The organism is Flavisphingopyxis soli (assembly GCF_007995095.1).
GTDB lineage: Bacteria > Pseudomonadota > Alphaproteobacteria > Sphingomonadales > Sphingomonadaceae > Flavisphingopyxis > Flavisphingopyxis soli.
Genome location: NZ_VOPY01000001.1, coordinates 25001 through 46938, shown reverse-complemented (window position 1 = coordinate 46938; position 21938 = coordinate 25001). Strand labels below are relative to the sequence as shown.

Below are 21938 nucleotides of genomic sequence, written 5' to 3'. Positions count from 1 at the left end.
GGGAAGCGTCCTGAAGCGTTGCCGAATTCGGACCGGGATCCCATATCCCCGCGATGGCCATTGAAATCCGTACCAGTCTTGCCGAACCCGAAACGTCCGGCAGCTTCGTCCCGCATCGTCCCGCGCGCCCGCCCAAGGCCGAGGGCGGCAAGCGCTTCAAGCTCGTCAGCGACTACGAACCCGCGGGCGACCAGCCGACCGCGATTCGGGAGCTCGTCGAACAGGCGGCGGCGGGCGAGCGCGACCAGGTGCTGCTCGGCGTTACCGGATCGGGCAAGACTTTCACGATGGCCAAGGTCATCGATGCGCTGCAGCGCCCCGCGCTGATCCTCGCGCCCAACAAGATCCTCGCCGCCCAGCTCTATGGCGAGTTCAAGCAATTCTTTCCCGACAACGCGGTCGAGTATTTCGTCAGTTACTATGATTATTACCAGCCCGAGGCCTATGTCGCGCGGTCGGATACGTATATCGAGAAGGAAAGCTCGGTGAACGAGGCGATCGACCGGATGCGGCATTCGGCGACGCGGTCGCTGCTCGAACGCGACGACGTCATCATCGTCGCCTCGGTCAGCTGCCTTTATGGCATCGGTTCGGTCGAAACCTATTCGGCGATGATCTTCGACCTCAAAAAGGGCGAGAGCGCGGACAATCGCGAGATCATTCGCAAGCTTGTGGCGTTGCAGTACAAGCGCAACGATGCCGCCTTCCAGCGCGGCAATTTCCGCGTGCGCGGCGACAGCCTCGAGATATTCCCGTCGCATTACGAGGACACCGCGTGGCGTGTCAGCTTCTTCGGCGACGAGATCGAGGCGATCACCGAGTTCGATCCGCTGACGGGCAAGACCGTCGCCAACCTCAATTCGATCCGCATATACGCCAACAGCCATTACGTGACGCCGGGCCCGACGCTCAAACAGGCGACCGAGGCGATCCGTCACGAGCTGACCGAGCGGTTGAAGGAGCTCGAGGCCGAGGGCAAATTGCTCGAGCACCAGCGGCTCGAACAGCGGACCAATTTCGATCTCGAGATGATCCACGCGACGGGCAGCTGCGCGGGGATCGAGAACTATTCGCGCTTCCTGACGGGGCGCCTGCCGGGCGAGCCACCGCCGACACTGTTCGAGTACCTGCCCGAGAACGCGCTGCTGTTCGTCGATGAGAGCCACCAGACGGTGCCGCAGATCGGCGCGATGGCGAAGGGCGATCACCGCCGCAAGATCACGCTCGCCGAATATGGTTTCCGCCTGCCGAGCTGCATCGATAACCGGCCGCTGCGCTTCAACGAATGGGACGCGATGCGGCCGGAAACCGTCTTCGTCAGTGCGACTCCGGGCAGCTGGGAAATGGAGGCGACCGGCGGGGTGTTTTCCGAACAGGTCATCCGCCCGACCGGCCTCATTGATCCGCCGGTCGAGATCCGCCCGGTCGAGGAACAGGTCGACGACCTGATCGCCGAATGCCGCAAGGTCACCGCGGCGGGATATCGCACGCTCGTCACCACGCTGACCAAGCGGATGGCCGAGGATTTGACCGAGTTCATGCACGAGGCGGGGATCAAGGTCCGCTACATGCACTCCGACGTCGAGACACTCGAGCGTATCGAGCTGATCCGCGACCTCAGGATGGGCGTTTACGACGTCCTGATCGGCATCAACCTGCTGCGCGAAGGATTGGACATTCCCGAATGCGGACTGGTCGCGATCCTCGATGCCGACAAGGAAGGGTTCTTGCGTTCCGAGACGTCATTGATCCAGACGATCGGGCGCGCCGCGCGCAACGTCGACGGGCGCGTGATCCTCTATGCCGACCGCGTGACGGGCAGCATGGAGCGCGCGCTCAACGAGACCGACCGGCGGCGCGAGAAGCAGGTTGTCTACAACAAGGAACACGGCATAACGCCGACGACGATCAAGAAGAATATCGGCGACATCATCGCGCACGCCACCGCCAAGGACATGGTCCCCGATGGCGGCAGCGGGCACGCGGTGCCGCTCGCCGGGCACAATCTGCGCGCCTATATCCAGGACCTCGAAAAGAAGATGCGCGCCGCCGCCGCCGATCTCGAGTTCGAGACCGCGGGGCGCATCCGCGACGAGATCCGCAAGCTCGAGGCCGACGAGCTCGGCCTCGGCGAGCATTCGCAGATCGCGCAGATCCGCGGACGCTCGACCGAGGGCAAGCCGGGCACGCGCAAGGGGCGCTACGGCAAGGTGCAGAGGAAGATGCGCTAGCCGCCCCAGATCGTCGCAAATCGGGCGGTTGCGGGCAGGGCATCGACGGCCCCGTGGAGCATGACGACGAGCACCAGGCTGCGCGTCCGGTGCCATAGCGTTCCGAACATGATGGCGATCGGCGATAGCGTAGCAATCGTGTAGGCCGCGACCTCGACGGGGTTCTGCGACCAGCCCTCGACCCCCGGCCCGCCGCGCAGGTAGAGACCCGGCGCATGCGCCAAGGCAAACACGATTGCGGTCGTCGCTATCGCCAGCGGTGCCGAACCGAACCAGGCGCCGAGGCGCGACTGGAGCAGGACCCGGTAAAAGAATTCCTCGCACAGGCCGGCCTCGATCGAAATCCACGCCCATGCGCCGAGAATCCACGCGCCGACCGCGAACGGCGAGAGGTCGAGCGCAGCGATCTGACGCAGTGACGGGCTGACGAGCGTCTGCAGGCCCACAAGGATCGCGCCGAACACGACCAGCGTTGCGACGACGCCCTTGCGCGAGAGTCCGGGATCGGTGGTGCCTTCAAGCGATGCCTTGGCGGCGCGGAGCAGCAGGATCGGGATGACGAGATGGATCGCCAGCTTGAACGCGATGACCGCCAGCTCCTGACCCGGGCCCGGCGGTATCGCCGAGCGCAGCCAGCTCATGACGGGTCCCAAGAAAAGTACCGCGTAAACCGCGAGATAGGCCAATAGTACGAGGCTTTCGCGTATCGGTCGTCGGACCGGCACCGTCGGCGCAGCGGTGCGCCGGGTCAGCCAGACCGCGAGTGCCGTCAGCAACCCGCCAAACAGCCCAAGCGACACGATGGGGAAAATCCAGTCAGTACCCGCGCCTGCCAGATAGAGCGTCGAGCCCCCCCAGATTGCAACATAGCCAAGCACCGCCCAAACAAGCGTCGGCGACGCGCGAAAGATCGTTTGCGACAAGGTTCTCTCCCCAACCGTATTGCTTGACTAATACAGCTGTGGGAAAATCCTGCAACGGGTTTTTGTAGCTATCGCAGTAGCGCAGTTTCGCGCAGCGTGCTCGCCCCGCCGATGTGGTGATCGGGCGACGCGCCAAGTCAGGTTCGCCGCCCGGACCAGAGCGAGCTTCGCCCCCTAGCGCAGGACGCCGCTGGCGCGCTGGCGCAGTGCGTACCACAATAGCAGCACGCCGATCACGACGATCGCTGCCACGATGAGTGCGTTGTTCGCTTCTCCCGGCGGCGGGGTGACGAACAGCTGGTAGGAAAAGCTCAGCGCCATGCCGACCAGCGAGGCGATGAAGGCGTGGACGGCAAAGCGGCTGCGCAGGAGCAGCAGGATCGCGCCGGCGAGTCCGGCCCAGATGCCGAGCCCCCAGCCGATGCTCGCATAGCCGGGCATCGCGTCCATATAGGCGAACATCACCGCCGGGTCGGCGTCGGGCATCATCGATTTGATATAGTCGCCATTATGCATGCGGCTCATCAGATAGTCATAGCTGCCAAAGGCGTTCCAGATGAGCGCGAGGCCGCCGACGATCCACAGGTGAACCGGCGTTCGGCCGCCCTGCATGACCACTGTTTCGTGCTGTTCCATGCTATTTCTCCTCTCCCCTGCGCGTCGTGCGCGCGGGCTTTACATAGATCAATCGGGCGAATTTGTCAGCGGCCTTGGCGCTCGCCAGCGGGCATGGCATAGCCAGTGAAAATCCAGTGGGGAGTCTACCTGATATGATCGTTTGCCACCGTTTCGCCGTCGCCGGCGCCGCCATGTTGCTCGCTTCGTGCAGCGCGATGGCGCAGGGACCCGCCAGCGCGGGCACCAGCCCCGCCGAGACGAAGGCCGAGCCGGCCAAGCCCTATGTCCCGCTGTCGTCGACGACGCGCCAGTCGGGGACGTTCGGCGGACAGGCGGTCGACTACAGCGTGACCGTCGCCGAGACCGTGCTCAAGGACGACAAGGACGAGACGCCCAAGGCGGCGATCGTCACGACCGCCTATGTCGCCGAGCCGCGCGACCCGAACCGACCGGTCACATTCCTGTTCAACGGCGGCCCGGGATCGGGTTCGGTCTGGCTGCAGATGGGCGCGTTCGGGCCCAAGCGCGTGGCGATTCCGTCCAACGCCAAGGACGACGGCGCGGCGCCCTATCCGCTGCTCGACAATCCCGACAGCCTGCTCGACGTCACCGACCTCGTCTTCATCGATCCGGTTGGCACCGGCCTGTCGCACGTCATCGGCACGACCGAGGGCAAGGACTATTGGGGCGTGACCAAGGACGCGAAATCGGTCGCCGACGTCATCCGCCGCTGGCTCAATGACAATGGCCGCTGGAACAGCCCCAAGTTCCTCGGCGGCGAAAGCTATGGCACGACCCGCTCGGCCGCGGTCGTCAACGAGCTCGAGGGCGGCTATAACGACGTCTCGCTGAAGGGCGTCATCCTGGTATCGACGATCCTCGACTTCGCCGCCGGGGCCGACACCGAAGGCAACGAGCTGAGCTACATCACCAACCTGCCGTCGATGGCGACCACCGCCTGGTTCCACAAGAAGGCGAGCGGGGCATCGGCCGAGGCGGTCGCTGCCGAGGCGCGCGCCTGGGCGATCGGCCCTTACGCATCGGCCTTGCTCAAGGGCCAGAAGTTGCAGGGCACCGAGCGCGCCGCGATCCGCACGCAGCTGTCGCGTTTCACCGGCCTTGGCGAGGACTATCTCGAGCGCGCCGACCTGCGCGTGACGCCCGACCGGTTCTACAAAGAGCTGCTGCGCGACCGCGGCCTGACCGTCGGTCGGCTCGACAGCCGCTATACCGGCAAGGATTACGACAATGCCGGTGAATCGCCCGACAACGACCCCAGCTTCTATGGCATCGACGGCGGCTATACCGCGGCGATCAACAGCTATCTGCGCGACACGCTGCATTACAAGACCGACCGCCAGTACGTCACGATCGGCGATGTCGGCCCGTGGGACTGGAAGATCGACGGCGGGCGCGACACCAATGCCTATCTCAACGTCACGCCCTATCTCGGCCGCGCGCTGCGCGAGAACAAGGATCTGCGCATCTTCGTCGGCCAGGGCTATTATGATTTCGCGACGCCGTTCTTCGCCGCCGAATATGCGTTGAGCCGGACGGGCATCCCGCAGGATCGCGTCCAGTTCCATTATTACGATGCGGGCCACATGATGTACATTCGCGACGAGGACCGCGCCAAGCTGGCCAGCGACATCCGGCAGTTCATCCGCGCCCGCTGATGCGCGCCGCGCCGTCTCGACGCGGCCGTGCGACGACGATAGGGTGGCCGGCCAAGGCGTTGAAGGGACGACGATCGCAATGGATGCGCTGGTAACGACCGACTGGCTCGAAGGGCAATTGAAGGCATCGGACCTGCGCGTCGTCGATGCGACCAAGTTCCTGCCCGACATGGGCCGCGATGCGCGCGCCGAGCACGAGGCCGAGCATATCCCCGGCGCATTGTTCATGGACCTTGCCGAGCTGACCGATCCCGATGCCTGCGTCGAGAACATGGCGCCGTCGGCGGAGAAATTCGCCGCGCGGATGCAGAGCCTCGGGCTCGGCGACGGCAGCCGGATCGTCCTGTATGACGACAGCCCGCTGCACAGCGCGGCACGCGCCTGGTGGCTGCTGACACTGTTCGGCGCGCACAATGTCGCGATCCTCGATGGCGGGCTGGCCAAATGGAAGGCCGAGGGCCGGCCGACCGACAGCGGCAAGCGCGATTATCGCGAGCGCCATTATACCGCGTGGCGCGATGCCGCCCTGGTCCGCGATGCCGCCGCGATGCACGCCAATCTCGCGCGCGGCGACGAAGAGGTGATCGACGCGCGATCGGCAGCGCGCTTTGCCGGCGACGAGCCCGAGGCGCGGGCTGGGCTGGCGGCGGGTCACATCCCGGGATCGAAAAACCTGCCGTATGGCGAGCTGTTCAATAGCGACGGCACATGGAAGACCGGCGATGCGCTGCGTGCGGCGTTCGCTGCGGCGGGGGTCGATCTCGACCGGCCGCTGGTGACGACGTGCGGATCGGGCATGACCGCCGCGGTGCTGGCGTTCGGGGCGTACCTGCTCGGCAAGCGCGACATCGCGCTCTACGACGGCAGCTGGGCCGAATGGGGCGCCGATCCGGCGCTGCCCAAGGCGACCGGGTGCCCATGAGCGGCGCGCAGTGAGCGACGACAAACCGGGCAGCGACACGCGGCTGGTCGAGGCCGGGCGGCGGCGCGAATGGACGGGCAGCGAGACGCTCGGCGGCGGGGTCGTCAACGTCCCCGTCTGGCGCGCATCGACGATATTGTTCGACAGCGTCGCGGCGATGCGCGCCGCGCACCCGCACGGCAAACCCGAACAATTGTTCTACGGCCGCCACGGCACGCCGACGCAATGGGCGCTGGCCGACGCACTGACCGAAATGGAACCCGGCGCCGAGGGGACCGCGCTCTATCCGTCAGGGGTCGCGGCGATTGCGGGCGCGCTGCTCGCGCTGCTCTCGCCGGGCGACGAGCTGCTGATGGTCGACAGCGTCTATGGCCCGACGCGGACATTGTGCGACGGATTGCTCAAGCGGATGGGGATATCGACGCGCTATTACGACCCGGCGATCGGTGCAGGGATCGCCGACCTGATCGGCGAGGCCACGCGCGCGGTGTTCTGCGAAAGCCCGGGCAGCCTGACCTTCGAGGTGCAGGACGTGCCCGCGATCGCCGCGGCAGCAAAGGCAGCGGGCGCGCTGACGATCATCGACAACACCTGGGCGACGCCGTTGCTGTTCCCCGCGCTGGCGCATGGCTGCGACGTCGCGATCCTTGCCTGCACCAAATATGTCGTCGGCCATTCGGACGTCATGCTGGGTTCGGTCAGCGCGCACGGCGACGCGTGGCGGAGACTATCGCGGCACGCCCGCGAGACCGGCCAGCATGTCGGGCCCGACGATGCCTATCTCGCGCTGCGCGGGATGCGAACGCTCGGCGTGCGGCTGCGCCAGCACGAGGCGAACGCGATCGAGGTGGCGACCTGGCTCGATGCGCGCGACGAGGTCGGCACGCTGCTCCACCCGGCGTTCGCGTCGTGTCCCGGGCATGAATTATGGGCGCGCGATTTTACCGGCGCATCGGGGCTGTTCGCCTTTACCATGCGCGGTGCGAGCGCGGCGCAGCGTGACGGTTTCGTCGATGCGCTGACGCGCTTCGGGCTCGGCTATAGCTGGGGCGGTTTTGAAAGCCTCGCGCTGCCGGTCGATCCGGTTCGCACCGCCCGCCGCGCCGATTTCGACGGGCCGCTCGTCCGGCTGCATATCGGCCTCGAAAATCCCGCCGACCTGATCGCCGACCTTGCGCGCGCGTTCGAGTCGCTTAGGGTCGCGTGATGGACCTCGATTATTTCATGGCGACCTATTCGATCCCGCCGCTTGGCCAGCACCAGCTGGTCGAGCTCGGCATCGCGGGCGCGATCATCTTTGCGATCCTGTCGATTGCCGTCGTCGTCGCACGCTATTTCGGACCCGGGCTGGCGCAGCGGCTCGAGGACAATGCGGTCGATGCGCGCTTCCCGCTGGCCACGCGCGCCGTGGCGATCCTGCGTCACCTCGTCGCAGCATTGCTGCTCGCCGCGACGCTCGGCTTCCACGACTGGACCTTTTACGCGCAGCTTGCGGTCGGTTTCACCTTCGCCGCCGCGTCGGCATTGTTCCTGAAAAACCTGTTGATCGGCCTTCGGATCAGCTTCCCGATCGTGCTCGCGGTGTCGCTCGTCGTCTTCGTTTTCATCTTGTCGAACGCGGTCGGGCAGCTTTCGAGCATCACCAGCGCGCTCGACAAGGCGGGCTTCGATATCGGCAATTCGCGTTTCTCGCTGTTGACGATCATCAAGATCGTCCTCGCGCTCGTCATCCTGTTCGCGCTGATCCGGCTCGCCAATCGCGGCATCAAGCAGATGGTCCGGCGCAACAAGGCGCTCGACGAAGCGCAAAAATTGCTGACCGAAAAGCTCGCCGCGGTCGCGATCCTGATCGCCGCCTTCTTCGTCGGCATCGACATGCTGGGGATCGACATCACCGCCTTTGCCGTCTTCTCGGGTGCGTTCGGCCTCGCCATCGGTTTCGGCCTGCAGAAGACGTTCGGCAACCTGATCGCGGGGATCATCCTGCTGATGGACCGGTCGATCAAGCCGGGCGACGTGATTGTCGTCGGCGAGAGCTTTGGCTGGGTCAACAAGATCGGCGTACGCGCGGTTTCGGTGATCACGCGCGACGGCAAGGAGCACCTGATCCCGAACGAGAACCTGATGACTCAGGAGGTCGAGAACTGGAGCTATTCGAGCAAGAACGTCCGCGTCCATATTCCCGTCGGGGTCAGCTATCGGTGCGATATCCACAAGGCGCAGGAGTTGATGCTGCAGGCGGCGACCGATGCCAAGCGCGTGCTCAATGCGCCCAAGCCCAATGTGTGGATGAGCGGGTTCGGCGACAGCAGCGTCAATTTCGAGATCCTCGCCTGGATCAAGGATCCGCAGGAGGGCGTCGGCAACGTCAAATCCGAAGTGCTCAACCGCTTGTGGGACCTGTTCAAGGAAAACGACATCGAGATCCCCTTCCCGCAACGCGACATCAACGTGCGGACGATCGACGACGAATTCGTCGACAAGATCGCCGCGCGGATGCTGGCGCGAGGGGATGAGGCGGCGCAGCCCAAGGCTGCGGTCACGAAAGCTGCCGCAAAGAAATCCTGAGCGGCAAGATCGTCATTGCGAGAAGCGCAGCGACGACGCAATCTCTGCGAAGCTGCAACGCTGCGCGATAGTGCGCCGTCGTCATGTGCGCGAAGTTGTTCTCACGATAGATTGCCGCGCGGGTTCGCCGTTCGCAATGACGGGCGGGTCAATCAGCCCTTGGCTTTCTTGCCTGCTTCGATCGCTTCCATCAGCACTGCGCGCGCGTCGTCGGCGCCGCCCCAGCGGCCCATGCGAACCCATTTCTCGGGCTCGAGGTCCTTGTAGTGTGTGAAGAAGTGCTCGATCTGCTGCATGACGATCTCGGGCAGGTCGCCGCGTTCGCCGATCTTGCGATAGTAGGGGAAGGTGCCGTCGACGGGGACGCAGAGCAGTTTCTCGTCGCCGCCGGCCTCATCCTCGAGATAGAGCACCGCGATCGGCCGGACGCGCACGACGCAGCCGGGGATGAACGGCGAGCGCGACACGACGAGCGCGTCGAGCGGGTCGCCGTCGGGCGACAGCGTGTGGGGAATGAAGCCGTAATTCGCCGGATAGCGCATCGGCGTGTGGAGGATGCGGTCGACGAACAGCGCGCCCGACGCCTTGTCGAACTCGTATTTGACGGGCTCGCCACCGGTCGGGACTTCGATGATGACGTTGATGGAGTCGGGGACGTTGTCGCCGATCGGGATAAGGTCGATGTTCATGGGCCGCGCCCTTAAGCCCATCGCTGCGATGCAGCAATGGGGATGCGCAGTTATTTGGCTTGCGGGCGAACGATTGTTCTCGAGCTAGGAACGCCGACCGCCATCCCGACCGTCAGCGATGTGCGACGGTCGGGATAGGCCCCAGCCTACGCTAGGGCGACGGGGAAGCTAAGAGTCGAAGACTCCTTATTTGGGGGCGAGCAGGCGGTCGAGGCCGGTCGTGCCCGTGCCGGTCTTCTTGAGCGTCGGGTAGCGCAGCCCGCCGTGATAGTCGATTTTGACCGTCCGATAGACGTCGCCCGATTTGAGCAACAGCTCGACCGCGGGGCCCTTGCCCTTGGCGGCGGTGATCGCGTCGCGGATGCCATCGGCCGAGAACGCCTTGCCATTGACCGCGACGATCTTGGTTCCCGAATCGATGTCCTGCTTGAACGCCGGGCCGTTCCAGATCACGCCGCCGACCTCGCCATCATTGTCGGTCGTCATGCCGAGCGAGTAGCTGAGATCGACATATTTGCGGACCGATTCGCGGTTCTTGAGATAGGCCGAGCGCTGGTCGGTATAGACGAGTTCGTAGCCATTGTCGGTAAAGCCAGCGAGCGGCGCGCGCTTGCTGGTGTCGTAGAGGTGCGTCTTGAGGAAGCCCGTCCAGTCATAGGGCACGACGCCATTCAGCGTCCGCGCGACGTCGTCGAAGGTATAGGTGACTTCACCGAAATCGCCGTCGCGCAGGCCGAAAAAGGTCCGGGCGAAATCGTCCATCGACTTGGTGCCGTTCGACTGTTTGCGGATGATCGAGTCGGCCTCGAGCCACATCAGCAGCCCCTCGTTGTAATAGTCCTCCGAGCGCTGGTAGCTCGACCACGGCTTGGGCCGGCGCGCCGAGATGATCGGATCGTTGGTCGTATCGATCAGCGGACGCCATTCGCGGCCCGGCAGATTGTCGTAATAGGCGGCGATGAAGGCGAGGCCGTCGAGCGTATCCTGTTTCGACACCAGCCCCGAGCGCGCCTGGAGCATGTAACCCCAGAACTGCGTCTGGCCTTCATAGACCCAGAGTAGCGAATCGCGCATCGGCGTGCGGAAATCGGGCGTCCACAGGTCGGCACCGCGGCGGAACTTGCCGTTCCAGCTGTGGGTGTATTCGTGCGGCAGCAGGTTGCGACCGCCGGGACCGTCGGACCATTTGGTGAAATAGCCCGGATCGACACCGTCCTCGCTCGAGCGGTGATGTTCGAGGCCGATGCCGCCGAGCTTGTCCGAGATCGTCAGGAGGAAATGGTAGTTGTCGTAATGCTGCGCGCCGAACAGCTTGACCGCCTGGGTGACGAGGTTCTTGTGCGCCTGGATCTGTTCGGGGGTGGCGGCGAGTTCCTTGGCATCGTCGGCGACAACGTCGAGCGTGACGCGGTCGCTCAACGGGATCTCGCGATAATATTGGCCCGCGATGACGGGCGAATCGACCAGCGTCTCGTAATTGGTCCGGGTGTAGCGATAGGCCGCGCCGCTTTTGGTCGAGGGCAGGCCCGAGGCGGCGGTCCAGCCAGTCGGGTAGGTGACGCTCGCGTCGACCGGGATCTGGCGCGTGTAATAGCCCGCCGGATAGAGCGAGACGTCCTCCCATTGCAGCGAGAGCATTTCGGGCGTCATCTGGATGCGGCCCTGGTTGCCCGCAGTCGGCGAAAGATACTGGAAGCTCGCGACGATCGCCTTGGCGCCTGCGGGCACGTCGATATGAAAGGCGTAAACGTCGACCGGATCGCGAGTCCATTTGACCGGCTTGCCGTCGGCGGTGAAGGCGAGACCGGCGAGGTTGGGGATCGCGCCCGCGGGACGGTGGTTGCCGGGCAGCCACTCGGGATAGAGCAGCGTCATCGGTCCCGCCTGCGCTACGGGAATCGTCTGTTTGACCGAGAAAATGCCGCGCGCGATGTCGGTCGCGTCGACGTCGAGCGTCATCGCGCCGGGATAGGCGATGTCGCGCGCCGCCGGGATCGTATCGACGATCGGGACGGGTTGCGGCGCGGAGTTGCCGGGGATCGCCTGAGCCAGCACGGCGGCGGGCAGGGCGATCGAGGCGAGCAAGGACAGGCGAAGGGCAGCGCGAAGGATCAAAGGAGTTCTCCAGGGAAAATGATCGAGGTGCGCGTATGTCCCGACGGGCCGCGCGGGACCTTCATGGCGCGATGCGGGGCGCTCTGTCCAGCCCCCTCCAGCGGTCGGCCGATGCGCGGGTCCGCGCGGCGAAAGCGATTGCGGGTTTCGGCGGCGATGCGCTAGGGCGCGGGCCATGGCCAAGCTTGCAACCCCCCATGCCGTGCGCGGCACCCAGGACATGTTCGGCGAAAGCCAGGAGCGCTTCGCGCATGTCATCGACACGTTCAATCGCGTCCGGCGATACTACGGTTTCAAGGGCGTCGAGGTCCCGGTGATCGAGCCGACCGCGGTGTTCGCGCGGTCATTGGGCGAGACGACCGACGTCGTGTCGAAGGAAATGTACTCGTTCGAAGATAAGGGCGGGGAATCGATCACGCTGCGTCCCGAGTTTACCGCCGGGATCGCGCGCGCCTATCTGACCAACGGCTGGCAGCAGCACGCGCCGATGAAGATCGCGACGTCGGGCCCGCTGTTCCGTTACGAGCGCCCGCAAAAGGGCCGCTATCGCCAGTTCCACCAGCTCGACGCCGAGATTATCGGCGCGGCCGAACCGCTCGCCGACGTCGAATTGCTGTGCTTTGCCGACCAGTTGCTCAACGAGCTCGGCATCGACAGCGGGGTCGTGCTGACACTGAACACGCTCGGCGACGGCGACAGCCGCGATGCGTGGCGCGCCGCGCTGATCGACCATTTCGCGGCGCATCGCGCGCAGCTCAGCGATGACAGCGTCGACCGGCTGGAGCGCAACCCGCTGCGCATCCTCGACAGCAAGGACGCGAGGGACGCCGCGGTGGTCGAAACCGCGCCGGGGATCGACGATTACCTGACCGCAGAGGCGAGCGACTTCTTCGCCGCCGTCACCAGCGGGCTCGATGCTGCGGGGGTCGCGTGGACGCGCAATTCGCGGCTCGTGCGCGGGCTCGATTATTATCGCCACACCGCGTTCGAATTCGTCACCAACCGCCTCGGCGCGCAGGGCACGGTGATCGGCGGCGGCCGCTATGACGGGCTGATCGAGGCGCTCGGCGGTCCGGCAACGCCCGCGGTCGGCTGGGCAGCGGGGATCGAGCGGCTGGCGATGCTGATCGATGCGCCCGCCAGCGATGCGCCCGATGTCGTCCTCGTCCCGCTCGGCGAAGCGGCGATGTTGCGCGCGGCCGGGCTGATCGCCGAATTGCGCCGCGCAGGGATTGCCGCCGACATGGGCTACAAGGGCAACATGAAGAAGCGCATGCAGCGCGCCGATGCGAGCGGTGCGCGCTTTGCCGTGATCATCGGCGACGACGAGCTGGCGCGCGGCGAGGTCGCGCTCAAGAACCTGCGCGACGGTAGCCAGCGCAATGTCGCGCTGGCGCAGCTCGCCGACCATCTCGCGCGGACATGACGGGCATCTCGGACGAGCGGATCGCGCAGATCGAGGCGCGGCGCGACGAGTTGCAGGCCAAGATGGCGACGGGGCAGCTCGACGGCGAAGCGTTCGTCGCGGCGTCGAAGGACTATGCCGAGATCGAGCCGGTTGCCGAGGCGGCAGCCGAGGTGCGACGGCTGCGCGCCGAGCTCGCCGACATGAGCGCGATGATCGCGCGCGACGATACCGACGCCGAGCTGAAGGCGATGGGGGTCGAGGAGATCGCGCTGATCGAGACGCGGCTGCCCGAGGCCGAACGCGCACTGGCGCTCCGCATGCTGCCGCGCGATAGCGCCGACGATCGCCCCGCGATGCTCGAAATCCGCGCCGGGACGGGCGGCGACGAAGCGGCGCTGTTCGCCGGCGACCTGATGCGGATGTACACGCGCTATGCCGAGGAACGCGGCTGGAAGGTCGAGACGATCAGCGCGAGCAGTTCGGACGTCGGCGGCTTCAAGGAGGTCGTCGCGAGCGTGCGCGGGACGGGCGTGTTCGCGCGGCTGAAATTCGAAAGCGGCGTCCACCGCGTCCAGCGCGTGCCGGTGACCGAGAGCGGCGGGCGCATCCACACTTCGGCGGCGACCGTCGCGGTGCTGCCCGAAGCCGAGGAGGTCGATATCGACATTGCCGACGGTGACTTGCGGATCGACGTCTATCGCGCATCGGGCGCGGGCGGCCAGCACGTCAACACGACCGACAGCGCGGTGCGGATCACGCATATCCCGACCGGGCTGGTCGTAACGCAGCAGGACGAAAAGTCGCAGCACAAGAACAAGGCGGCGGCATTGAAGGTTCTGCGCACGCGGCTCTACGAACAGGAGCGCAACCGGATTGCCTCCGAACAGGCGGGCGCGCGCAAGTCGATGGTCGGATCGGGCGACCGCTCCGAACGCATCCGCACATACAATTTCCCGCAAGGCCGCGTGACCGATCACCGGATCAACCTGACGCTCCACCGGCTGCCCGAGATCCTCGAGGGCGCCGCATTGGACGAAGTGATCGACGCGCTGATCGCCGAGGACGAGGCCGAACGGCTGGCGAGCCTCAATGGCTGATGCCGCCAGCGCGCTGCGCGAGGCGGCGGCGCGGTTGGAAGGCGTCAGCGCGACGGCGCGGCTCGATGCCGAATTGCTGATGGCGCACGCGGCGGGGATCGAGCGCGGCGAATTGCTGTTGCGCCTGCGCGACATGGCCGCGCCCGCGGGGTTTGCCGCGCTGGTCGAACGCCGCGCGGCGCATGAGCCGGTTGCCTATATCCTGGGCTATCGCGATTTCTGGAGCGTGCGGATCAAGGTCGCGCCGGGGGTGCTGATCCCGCGCGCCGACAGCGAGACGCTGATCGAAGCTGGGATCGAGGCGGCGGTCGCGGCGTTCGGCGAGCCTGGGCCGGCGACGATCCTCGATCTTGGCTGCGGACCGGGCACGCTGCTCTTCGCCGCGCTCGACGAGTGGCGCGATGCGCACGGGCTCGGGATCGAGCGGTCGGCGGTCGCGCGGGCACTGGCGATGGACAATGCCGAAGCGCTCGGCCTGGCGGATCGCGCCGAGATTCGCGCAGGCGACTGGACCGCGGCAGGCTGGACCGAAGCGATCGGCGCGCGGTTCGACCTCATCCTGTGCAACCCGCCTTATGTTGCGCCCGAGGCGGAGCTGATGCGCGAAGTCGCCGACTACGAGCCCGCCGAGGCGCTCTATGCGGCCGACGAGGGGCTTGCCGATTACCGGATCATTATTGCCGCGCTGCCCGCGCTGCTGAGCGAAAACGGGAGCGCGGTGATCGAGCTCGGCGCGGGGCAGGCGGGCGATGTCGGCGCGCTGGCGGACGCCGCGGAGCTGGCCTGGGCGACACGCGACGACCTTGGCGGCCATGCCCGCGCGATGGTGGTTAAGCGCGGTTAACCGGCGATACGCGATTATGCTTGGCAAGGTTCGCCGCGCCCGTTAAGAGTGTGATTAGAGGAAGCGTTTCGTGGCTTTGCCCCCAGGGGTGACAGGAAACCGCCTTGGCCCCCTATACAATCGCTGCAAATCGTTTGATCGGATTGCGGCAGGCAAACGGTCTTGCGACCGTCGGCTACAGGGCAGGGCCAAGGTCACCTCATTGGGGTTCGCCACCGGCGCATAAGACGGCGGAGCGAGCGAGCGGGAACCGACGCGCAGCGATGCCGTCTTGACCACAAGGATGTCAGAGTTTTGATCAACAATCGCCAGAGCGGTCGCCGTCGCGGCCGTAACAATCCGCGCGTTAACACCGGCGGCAATCGCGGCGGTGGTGACAGCGCCAATCGCATCGACAACCGGTCGCGCGGCAATGCCCCGCAGATGCTCGAGAAATACAAGAACATGGCGCGCGACGCGCAGATGCAGGACGATCGCGTCCAGGCCGAATATTACCTCCAGTTCGCCGATCACTATTTTCGCGTGATGAACGACCAGAAATTGCGCCAGGAAGAGGCCCAGGCCCAGAACCAGGGCAGCAACCAGTCGCAGGGCAATCGCCAGAACCAGTCGGACCAGGGCCAGCAGCGCCGCGGTCGCGACGATGACGACGACCAGGGTCCGCGCGGCCAGAACCGCAATCGCGACGATAATCGTAACGATCGCAATGACGGCCGTAGCGACGCGCGCGACGATGACGGCGACGACAATCGCGGCAACCGCAGCGCCCGCGACGAACAGCCGCGCGTCCGGCGCGAGCGTTCGAGCGGCAGCGATGCCCAGCCGCGTTCGCAGAACAGCTATCGCGATCTCGACGATGACGAAGGCGCGCAGGAAGCTCCGCGCGCTGCCGCCAAGCCCCGTGCCGAGGCCAAGCCCCGCGCCGAGGTCAAGCCGCGTGCTGCCGCCAAGCCGCGCGCCAAGAAGGTCGATCACGACGACGACGGCGCGCTCGACGCATCGGTGCTGCCGCCGGCCTTGTCGCTGAGCAGCGTCGGCGATCGCGAAGCCGCCAAGGACGCCAAGCCGCGCCGTACGCGCAGCCGTGCCGCCGGCGACGACAGCTCGCCCGACAGCAGCGCCGCCGCCTGATCGCACATTGCGTAAATAATTGCAGGCGCGTAATTTTATCTCGCCTTTGCAGTTCGATTCGATAGACTGACCCTCGTCAGCGCCGGCACAGGCGCGCAGCGGGAGGGGCGGTCATGCGGCGTTATCTTGGGATCCTGGCGATTGTCGCGGCGGTGCCGCTGACGGCTCACGCGCAGGAGGACCCGACGCGGCCGAGCGCGCAGGGCGACGTATCGGTCACCGTCTATAATAACGGCCCTTCGCTGATCCAGGACATCCGGCGGCTCGATTTGCCGCGCGGCGTGTCGCGCCAGGAATTTCCCGACGTGTCGGCGCAGATCATGCCGCAAACGGTCTCGTTCGAGGCCGCCGATACCGGCATCGTCGAACAGAATTTCGATTACGACCTGCTGTCGCCCGACGCGCTGATGGACAAGGCGGTCGGCAGCACGATCACGCTCATCCGCACCAACCCCGCAACCGGCGCCGAAACGCGCGAGCGCGCCAAGGTGCTCGCGGTCAATGGCGGCGTCGTCGTCCAGATCGGCGAGCGGATCGAGATATTGCGCGACGATGGCCAGCCGGTCCGCGTCGTGTTCGACAAGATTCCGCCCAATCTGCGCGCCAAGCCGACATTGTCGGTGACGCTCGACAGCGCGCGGAGCGGCGCGCGACCCGCGACGCTCGCCTATCTGACGCAGGGGCTCGGCTGGTCGGCCGATTACGTCTCGCTCTATGACGAGGCGAAGGGGACCGTCGACGTCCAGGGCTGGGTGACGCTGCGCAACAGCACCGGCACGACCTTCACCAACGCCAACACGCTGCTTGTCGCGGGGACGCCGCGGCTCGCCCAGTCGGGCGGCTATCGCCCCGGCTATGCGCCGCAGCCTCCGCGCCCGCCGGTGCGCAGCGCCGGGACCGAGAGCGCGGATCGCGAACAGCTCGGCGATTTCTATATCTATCCGCTCAAGGATCGCACGACGATCGCCAATGCGCAGACCAAGCAGGTCAGCTTTCTCGACGTGCGATCGGTGCCCGCGCGCAAGGCATATGAGTATCGCGTCGGCTGGCTTGGCAGCACCGCCGACCCGCAGAGCTTTTCGAGCGTGATCAAGTTCTCGTCGAGTCGCGATGGCGGGCTCGGCGATGCGCTGCCCGCGGGCACGGTACGTTTCTATATGCGCGACGCGCGCGGCGATCCGCAGTTCATCGGCGAAAGCGCGATCCCGCACACGCCGGTGGGCAGCAGCCTGGCGCTCGCCACCGGCGACGCGTTCGACGTCAAGGTCCAGTACACCGTCGAAAAGCGCGAGCGGCTGTCGTCGAGCAAGTGGCGCACGACGATGCGCTATGTCCTGACCAACGCGAAGAGCCAGCCGGTTACCGCCGACCTCCAGCAGACCGGCCTCTATGGCGAGACGCGAATCGTCGAGGAAAGCCTCGCCAGTACGCGCGTCAGCGCCGACATCGTCGAATGGCGGGTGCCCGTCCCGGCCAATGGCGAGGCGGTCGTCACCGCGACCTTCGAGACGAAATACTAGGGCGCGGAGCGATGCGCCTGCCGCTGATCATGATTGTCGGTGCCGCGTTGGCGGCGGGCCAGCCTGCGTCCGCGCAGGACGCGCGGGCCATGGTCCGGTCCGAACGGCCCGAGGCGGTGAGCGTGACGGTTTATCGCGAGCCGGGGCGGACGTCGGGCGAGGTCGATCTCGACTGGCTGCAAGGTTTTGCGCTGATCACCGAGACGCGCACGGTGATACTGCCGGCGGGAAAATCGACCGTGCGCTTCGAAGGCGTTGCCGAGGGAATGGTCGCGGTCAGCGCGGTGGTAACGGGCCTGCCCGGCGGGGTGGTGCAGAAGAATCGCGATGCCAACCTGCTCGGCCCCGCCAGCCTGCTCGACGGCACGCTTGGCAACCATGTCAGGATCAAGCGGACCAACCCGGTGACGGGCGCGGTGCGCGAGGAAGATGCGATCGTCCGCTCGGGATCGGGCGGCGCGGTCGTGCTGCAGACGTCAAGCGGGTTCGAGGCACTGCGCTGTTCGGGCCTGCCTGAGGGGCTGGTCTATGACCGCGTGCCCGACGGGCTGGTGCCGGTACCGGTGCTGTCGGTCGATACCGTCAGCCACGCGGCGCAGCGCGTGACGGTGACGCTGACCTATCTTGCCACCGGCTTCGACTGGGGCGCGAACTATGTCGCCGAGGTCGATGCGGCGGGCAATACGATGAACCTTTTCGCCTGGCTGACCGTCGCCAATTCGAACGGCGAGAGTTTTCCCGATGCGGCGATGCAGGCGGTCGCGGGCAATCTCAACCAGGAGGAAGATTATCGGGATCTGGTCGACGATCCGCCTGAACCGGAGTTGTCGCTGCAATGCTGGGCGATCGGCAGCGGTCGCGACGATTGGGACAGCGACACCAACCGATATCCGCCCCCCCAAGCCATGGCGCCGCCACCCCCGCCCGCTCCAATGGCAATGCGTGATAGCGCGGAAGAGATTGTCGTCGTGACCGGGTCGCGCATCGCCCAGCAGGAGGAGCTCGGCGACCTCAAGCTCTATCGCGTGCCGATGCCGGTGACGATCGCGGCCAATGCGCAGAAGCAGGTCGCGCTGCTCACCAAGGACGCGGTCGCGTTCGAGCGGATCGCCAAGGCGGAGCTGTGGATCGACGACGAAGACAACGACGTCGCGACCAACGTCATCCGCCTGCAGAACCGGACCAAGGATGGCCTGGGCGTGCCGCTGCCGTCGGGCGGGGTGGCGTTCTACCAGCGTGTCGGCGACGCGCGGCTGCTCGCCGGCATGGGCGAGATGCGCGACCGCGCGATCGGCGAAGAGGTCGATATCGAGATCGGCGAAGCGCCGGGGATATCGGTCGCGGCCAAGGAAGAGGAAGACGGGCGTTTCCGCGTGACGGTGAGCAACGCCAATCCCGATCCGCGCCGGGTCGAGGTCGCGCTCAATTACGGCGGGGCCGACTCGGACGTTTACAGACTGTCGGACAAGCTCGTTCGCAAGGACGGTGTGCGGACGTGGATCGTGACGGTGCCCGCCAATGCCACGCGCGCGCTGACCTACCGCTATCGCGCGCCGAAGAATTAATCGTCGACGCCGGTCTCGGGCGGCAATTCGCGCGGGCGATGGTTTTCATCGAGCGCGACGAAGGTGAACAGGCCGTTGGTGACCTTGACCTCCTGGCTGCCGCGTTCGCGCGTGGCGACGACTTCGATCCGGATCCCCATCGAGCTGCGGCCGCGGCGTTCGACATGCGCATAGACCGAGATGATGTCGCGCAATTCGATCGGTGCGATGAACTGCATCGCCTCGATCGCGACGGTTGCGGTCGCGCCCTGGGCGACGCGCGCGGCAACGATGCCGCCGGCGATGTCCATCTGGGAAAGGACCCAGCCGCCGAAGATATGGCCGTTCGAATTGATATCGGACGGGCCGGGGACGACGCGCAGGATCGGATCGGAGCGCTTGGGCAAGTTGCGGACATTCTCGGTCATGGTAGGTCGTGATGCTCCCTGATTTCCTGTTCGAGGCGATCGTCGATCGCCTCGTCGTGACCGGTGCCGCTCGACAGGAAGACGAGTCCCATCAGCGCCGCCATCAGCATCACCGAAACGCCGATGCCGCCCGCGACCATCAGCACGACGCCGAGGCCGATATCGCCGGTCTCGAAATAGAGCGCGGTCAGCACGAGCGCGACGCAGGCGACCGCGACGAGGCCCATCCAGCGCATGAGGCGGCGATAGCGCGCCCAGGCAAAGGCGGCATATTCGGGATCGTCGAGGTTCGATGGGCGGGTCACGTCGCCCAATTGGCCCCGCGCGGCGCATTGCGCAAGTGGTGCGTGCGAGGTCGTGCCTTGCCTGCGCTTTCGTGATAGCATGTTCGCAACACCGACCAACAGGCGAGGGCAAGCATGACGATTGCGCGAATCATGGAAGGCCGTAGCGGCGAAATCATCTCTGCCGAAAGTGGCGAAAAGCTCCGCGCGGTCGTCGCCCGCTTGGCCGAGCACCGCATCGGTGCGGTGCCGGTGATGGACGGCGAGAGGGTGATCGGCATCTTTTCCGAGCGCGACCTCGTCTATTGCATCGCCGCCAAGGGTGATTCGGCGTTCGACCTGCCCGTCGACGAGGCGATGACCGCCCCTGCGGTGACCGCGACGAGCGATACCGGCGTACTCGCCGCGCTGTCGCTGATGACCAAGCGCCGCATCCGCCATTTGCCGATCGTCGAGGATGGCGTGTTGCGCGGCTTCGTCTCGATCGGCGACCTCGTCAAATATCGCATCGACAAGATCGAGGCCGAAGCCGAGGGCATGCGCCAGTATATCCAGGCGGTGTAAGCGCCGCGGCGGCGGTTCAGGCGGTGCGCCCGCGCAATGTCGCGATCGCGTCGACCAGGGCGGGGCGATCATAGGCGAACAGCAGGCCGGCATAGCTGGCCATCCCGACGACAACGAGCAGCGCCAGCCTTAGCGGCGCGACCAGATCGACGAGCAGCAGATCGACGCCCGCGACGATCAGCGCCATCGCGATCGCCGGAACAAGGCCGCTACGCGCCGAGCGCCAGATATCGCCAATCGTGAACCCGATCAGCGGGCGCGACAGATAATAGGTGCACGCGAGCAGCGCGGGCGAGGCAAGCAGCCAGGCGATCGACAGGCCGGTCGCCCCGAATCGCACGCCGACCAAAAAGGCCAGGGTGAAGGCAACCGCACCGAACGCCGCGGTCTGCGTCGCAATTCGCGGACGGCCGAGCGCGGTGGTCGCGGGCGAGAAGAGAATCTGCAGCGTCATCACCGGCATCGACAGCGCGATGATTCGCACCAGCGGCGTCATCGCGATCCATTTGGGGCCGAGCAACGTCGCGATCAGCGGTCCGGCGGTGGCAACGATGCCGAGATAGGCGGGGAAGGTGACGAGCCCGACCAGCCGCATCGCCTTGAGAAAGCCCGCGCGCAAGGCGGCGATGTCGTGCTGGATCCGCGAATAGGCGGGGAAGGCGACCTCGTTGAGCGGGGGGACGAACTTGCTCATCAGCACCTGGGTGAGGAACAGCGCCTCGGCATAAAGGCCGAGCTCGCGCGGGGCGAAGCTGCGCCCGGCGATGAAGATGTCCGACTGCGACTGGATCAGCCAGAGCAACTGGGTGACGAGGATCGCGCCGCCGAAGCCGAGCATCTTGCCCGTCCCGCGCAGGTCGAAGCTCGGCCAGACGAGCAGACGCGCGGCGATCGTCAGCCCGATCGCGCGCGTCCAGAACAGGACGATCGGCGCATAGACGAGCGTCCATACGCCATAGCCATTGAGCGCGAGCGTCAGCGCGGTGACCGCGCCGGCGATCGCCGCGATCAGATTGACCAGCGCCTGTTTGCGAAATTCGAGCGCGCGCGCCATCACGACCTCGGGAATCACGAAGAACGGCGTCGCGAGGTAAATGAGCGCGGTGGTGCGCAAGAGGTCGGTGACGATCGGCTGGCCGTAATAGTCGGCGAGCAGCGGCGCGCCGAAATACTGGACCACCGCGAGCGACCCGTTGAGCAGCAGGAGGATGCCGAACGCCTGGCGCAGCGCCTTGGGCGTGACCTCTTCGGACTGGATCAGCGAGCTGGCAAAGCCATAGCCGTTGAGGAAGCTCAAAAAGACGAACACCGCCTGCGCCATCGCATAGAGGCCGTAGTCGGCGGGATCGAGCAGGCGGATGACGATCAGCGTCGAG

At 66.0% G+C, this 21938-nt stretch carries 19 protein-coding genes (1 of these 19 cut by a window edge); 12 read left to right on the top strand and 7 right to left on the bottom strand.

Translation table 11 applies throughout. The features are described 5' to 3' along the window. The first annotated feature begins 53 nt into the window (after positions 1-53). Positions 54-2231 carry an excinuclease ABC subunit UvrB gene (gene uvrB, locus FSZ31_RS00200; protein ID WP_147121066.1) on the top strand — a complete coding sequence of 726 codons (2178 nt, stop codon included), beginning with the start codon at positions 54-56 and terminating at the stop codon, positions 2229-2231. Here uvrB and FSZ31_RS00195 read toward each other — a convergent pair. Together FSZ31_RS00195 and FSZ31_RS00190 are read right to left on the bottom strand one after the other, a co-directional pair. After that, positions 2228-3154 (bottom strand): CPBP family intramembrane glutamic endopeptidase, encoded by a 927-nt coding sequence (locus FSZ31_RS00195; RefSeq protein WP_147121065.1) that lies wholly within the window; start codon positions 3152-3154, stop codon positions 2228-2230. The two genes, uvrB and FSZ31_RS00195, sit on opposite strands and share 4 nt — an antisense overlap. A gap of 174 nt (positions 3155-3328) precedes the next feature. Beyond that, a complete protein-coding gene (locus FSZ31_RS00190) occupies positions 3329-3790 on the bottom strand; it encodes a hypothetical protein (RefSeq protein WP_147121064.1) in 462 nt (153 codons plus the stop codon). 134 nt (positions 3791-3924) lie between these two features. Between FSZ31_RS00190 and FSZ31_RS00185 the strand changes: the two genes are divergently transcribed. The 4 genes from FSZ31_RS00185 to FSZ31_RS00170 all read left to right on the top strand — a co-directional run bounded on the left by FSZ31_RS00185 (position 3925) and on the right by FSZ31_RS00170 (position 8938). Continuing rightward, the gene (locus FSZ31_RS00185; protein WP_236643595.1) at positions 3925-5448 is read left to right on the top strand and encodes a S10 family peptidase; all 1524 of its coding nucleotides are present in this window, start codon (positions 3925-3927) and stop codon (positions 5446-5448) included. A gap of 79 nt (positions 5449-5527) precedes the next feature. Next, positions 5528-6370 carry a sulfurtransferase gene (locus FSZ31_RS00180; RefSeq protein ID WP_147121063.1) on the top strand — a complete coding sequence of 281 codons (843 nt, stop codon included), beginning with the start codon at positions 5528-5530 and terminating at the stop codon, positions 6368-6370. A 10-nt stretch (positions 6371-6380) separates the two neighbouring features. Beyond that, positions 6381-7577 carry a cystathionine beta-lyase gene (gene metC / locus FSZ31_RS00175; protein WP_147121062.1) on the top strand — a complete coding sequence of 399 codons (1197 nt, stop codon included), beginning with the start codon at positions 6381-6383 and terminating at the stop codon, positions 7575-7577. Further along, positions 7577-8938 carry a mechanosensitive ion channel family protein gene (locus FSZ31_RS00170; RefSeq protein WP_236643594.1) on the top strand — a complete coding sequence of 454 codons (1362 nt, stop codon included), beginning with the start codon at positions 7577-7579 and terminating at the stop codon, positions 8936-8938. The genes metC and FSZ31_RS00170 overlap by 1 nt, the downstream gene beginning before the upstream one ends. 152 nt (positions 8939-9090) lie before the next feature. Here FSZ31_RS00170 and ppa read toward each other — a convergent pair whose 3' ends face one another. Continuing rightward, on the bottom strand, positions 9091-9627 hold the full coding sequence (ppa, locus tag FSZ31_RS00165; protein WP_147121061.1) for an inorganic diphosphatase: 537 nt from the start codon (positions 9625-9627) through the stop codon (positions 9091-9093). Between the two features lie 186 nt (positions 9628-9813). Further along, positions 9814-11739 carry a M61 family metallopeptidase gene (locus tag FSZ31_RS00160; RefSeq protein ID WP_236643686.1) on the bottom strand — a complete coding sequence of 642 codons (1926 nt, stop codon included), beginning with the start codon at positions 11737-11739 and terminating at the stop codon, positions 9814-9816. Positions 11740-11917: 178 nt separating this feature from the next. Between FSZ31_RS00160 and hisS the strand changes: the two genes are divergently transcribed. The 6 genes from hisS (at position 11918) to FSZ31_RS00130 (ending at position 19307) form a co-directional block, all read left to right on the top strand. Then, positions 11918-13168, top strand: coding sequence for a histidine--tRNA ligase (hisS, locus tag FSZ31_RS00155; RefSeq protein ID WP_147121060.1), 1251 nt, complete (start codon positions 11918-11920; stop codon positions 13166-13168). Further along, entirely contained in the window at positions 13165-14247 is a 1083-nt protein-coding gene (gene prfA, locus FSZ31_RS00150; protein ID WP_147121059.1) for a peptide chain release factor 1, read from the top strand. Before hisS ends, prfA begins: the two co-directional genes overlap by 4 nt. Next, a complete protein-coding gene (gene prmC / locus FSZ31_RS00145) occupies positions 14240-15091 on the top strand; it encodes a peptide chain release factor N(5)-glutamine methyltransferase (protein ID WP_147121058.1) in 852 nt (283 codons plus the stop codon). Before prfA ends, prmC begins: the two co-directional genes overlap by 8 nt. 294 nt (positions 15092-15385) lie before the next feature. After that, complete coding sequence (locus FSZ31_RS00140) at positions 15386-16222, top strand: DUF4167 domain-containing protein (RefSeq protein WP_147121057.1); 837 nt, start codon at positions 15386-15388, stop codon at positions 16220-16222. Between the two features lie 113 nt (positions 16223-16335). Further along, positions 16336-17742, top strand: coding sequence for a DUF4139 domain-containing protein (locus FSZ31_RS00135; RefSeq protein ID WP_147121056.1), 1407 nt, complete (start codon positions 16336-16338; stop codon positions 17740-17742). Between the two features lie 11 nt (positions 17743-17753). Beyond that, a complete protein-coding gene (locus FSZ31_RS00130; protein WP_147121055.1) occupies positions 17754-19307 on the top strand; it encodes a DUF4139 domain-containing protein in 1554 nt (517 codons plus the stop codon). On the opposite strand, the gene FSZ31_RS00125 is transcribed toward FSZ31_RS00130, so the two are convergent. After that, entirely contained in the window at positions 19304-19714 is a 411-nt protein-coding gene (locus FSZ31_RS00125) for an acyl-CoA thioesterase (RefSeq protein WP_147121054.1), read from the bottom strand. The genes FSZ31_RS00130 and FSZ31_RS00125 overlap by 4 nt on opposite strands. Continuing rightward, a complete protein-coding gene (locus tag FSZ31_RS00120; RefSeq protein WP_147121053.1) occupies positions 19711-20019 on the bottom strand; it encodes a nitroreductase family protein in 309 nt (102 codons plus the stop codon). Before FSZ31_RS00120 ends, FSZ31_RS00125 begins: the two co-directional genes overlap by 4 nt. A 114-nt stretch (positions 20020-20133) precedes the next feature. Between FSZ31_RS00120 and FSZ31_RS00115 the strand changes: the two genes are divergently transcribed. Then, entirely contained in the window at positions 20134-20562 is a 429-nt protein-coding gene (locus tag FSZ31_RS00115; protein ID WP_147121052.1) for a CBS domain-containing protein, read from the top strand. A 16-nt stretch (positions 20563-20578) separates the two neighbouring features. On the opposite strand, the gene FSZ31_RS00110 is transcribed toward FSZ31_RS00115, so the two are convergent. After that, positions 20579-21938, bottom strand: partial view of a lipopolysaccharide biosynthesis protein gene (locus FSZ31_RS00110; RefSeq protein WP_236643593.1) — the 3' portion only. It continues 137 nt past the right edge of the window; only the last 1360 of its 1497 coding nucleotides appear in the window; the start codon falls outside the window, past its right edge — the gene reads right to left on this strand; its stop codon occupies positions 20579-20581.

Bases quoted from the DNA above. Each gene is read 5' to 3' on its own strand.
- FSZ31_RS00115 (WP_147121052.1), top strand. From the start codon at position 20,134: ATGACGATTGCGCGAATCATGGAAGGCCGTAGCGGCGAAATCATCTCT.
- FSZ31_RS00190 (WP_147121064.1), bottom strand. From the start codon at position 3,790: ATGGAACAGCACGAAACAGTGGTCATGCAGGGCGGCCGAACGCCGGTT.
- prmC (WP_147121058.1), top strand. From the start codon at position 14,240: ATGGCTGATGCCGCCAGCGCGCTGCGCGAGGCGGCGGCGCGGTTGGAA.
- FSZ31_RS00125 (WP_147121054.1), bottom strand. From the start codon at position 19,714: ATGACCGAGAATGTCCGCAACTTGCCCAAGCGCTCCGATCCGATCCTG.
- FSZ31_RS00170 (WP_236643594.1), top strand. From the start codon at position 7,577: ATGGACCTCGATTATTTCATGGCGACCTATTCGATCCCGCCGCTTGGC.
- FSZ31_RS00185 (WP_236643595.1), top strand. From the start codon at position 3,925: ATGATCGTTTGCCACCGTTTCGCCGTCGCCGGCGCCGCCATGTTGCTC.
- FSZ31_RS00130 (WP_147121055.1), top strand. From the start codon at position 17,754: ATGCGCCTGCCGCTGATCATGATTGTCGGTGCCGCGTTGGCGGCGGGC.
- prfA (WP_147121059.1), top strand. From the start codon at position 13,165: ATGACGGGCATCTCGGACGAGCGGATCGCGCAGATCGAGGCGCGGCGC.
- hisS (WP_147121060.1), top strand. From the start codon at position 11,918: ATGGCCAAGCTTGCAACCCCCCATGCCGTGCGCGGCACCCAGGACATG.
- ppa (WP_147121061.1), bottom strand. From the start codon at position 9,627: ATGAACATCGACCTTATCCCGATCGGCGACAACGTCCCCGACTCCATC.
- FSZ31_RS00135 (WP_147121056.1), top strand. From the start codon at position 16,336: ATGCGGCGTTATCTTGGGATCCTGGCGATTGTCGCGGCGGTGCCGCTG.
- uvrB (WP_147121066.1), top strand. From the start codon at position 54: ATGGCCATTGAAATCCGTACCAGTCTTGCCGAACCCGAAACGTCCGGC.
- FSZ31_RS00180 (WP_147121063.1), top strand. From the start codon at position 5,528: ATGGATGCGCTGGTAACGACCGACTGGCTCGAAGGGCAATTGAAGGCA.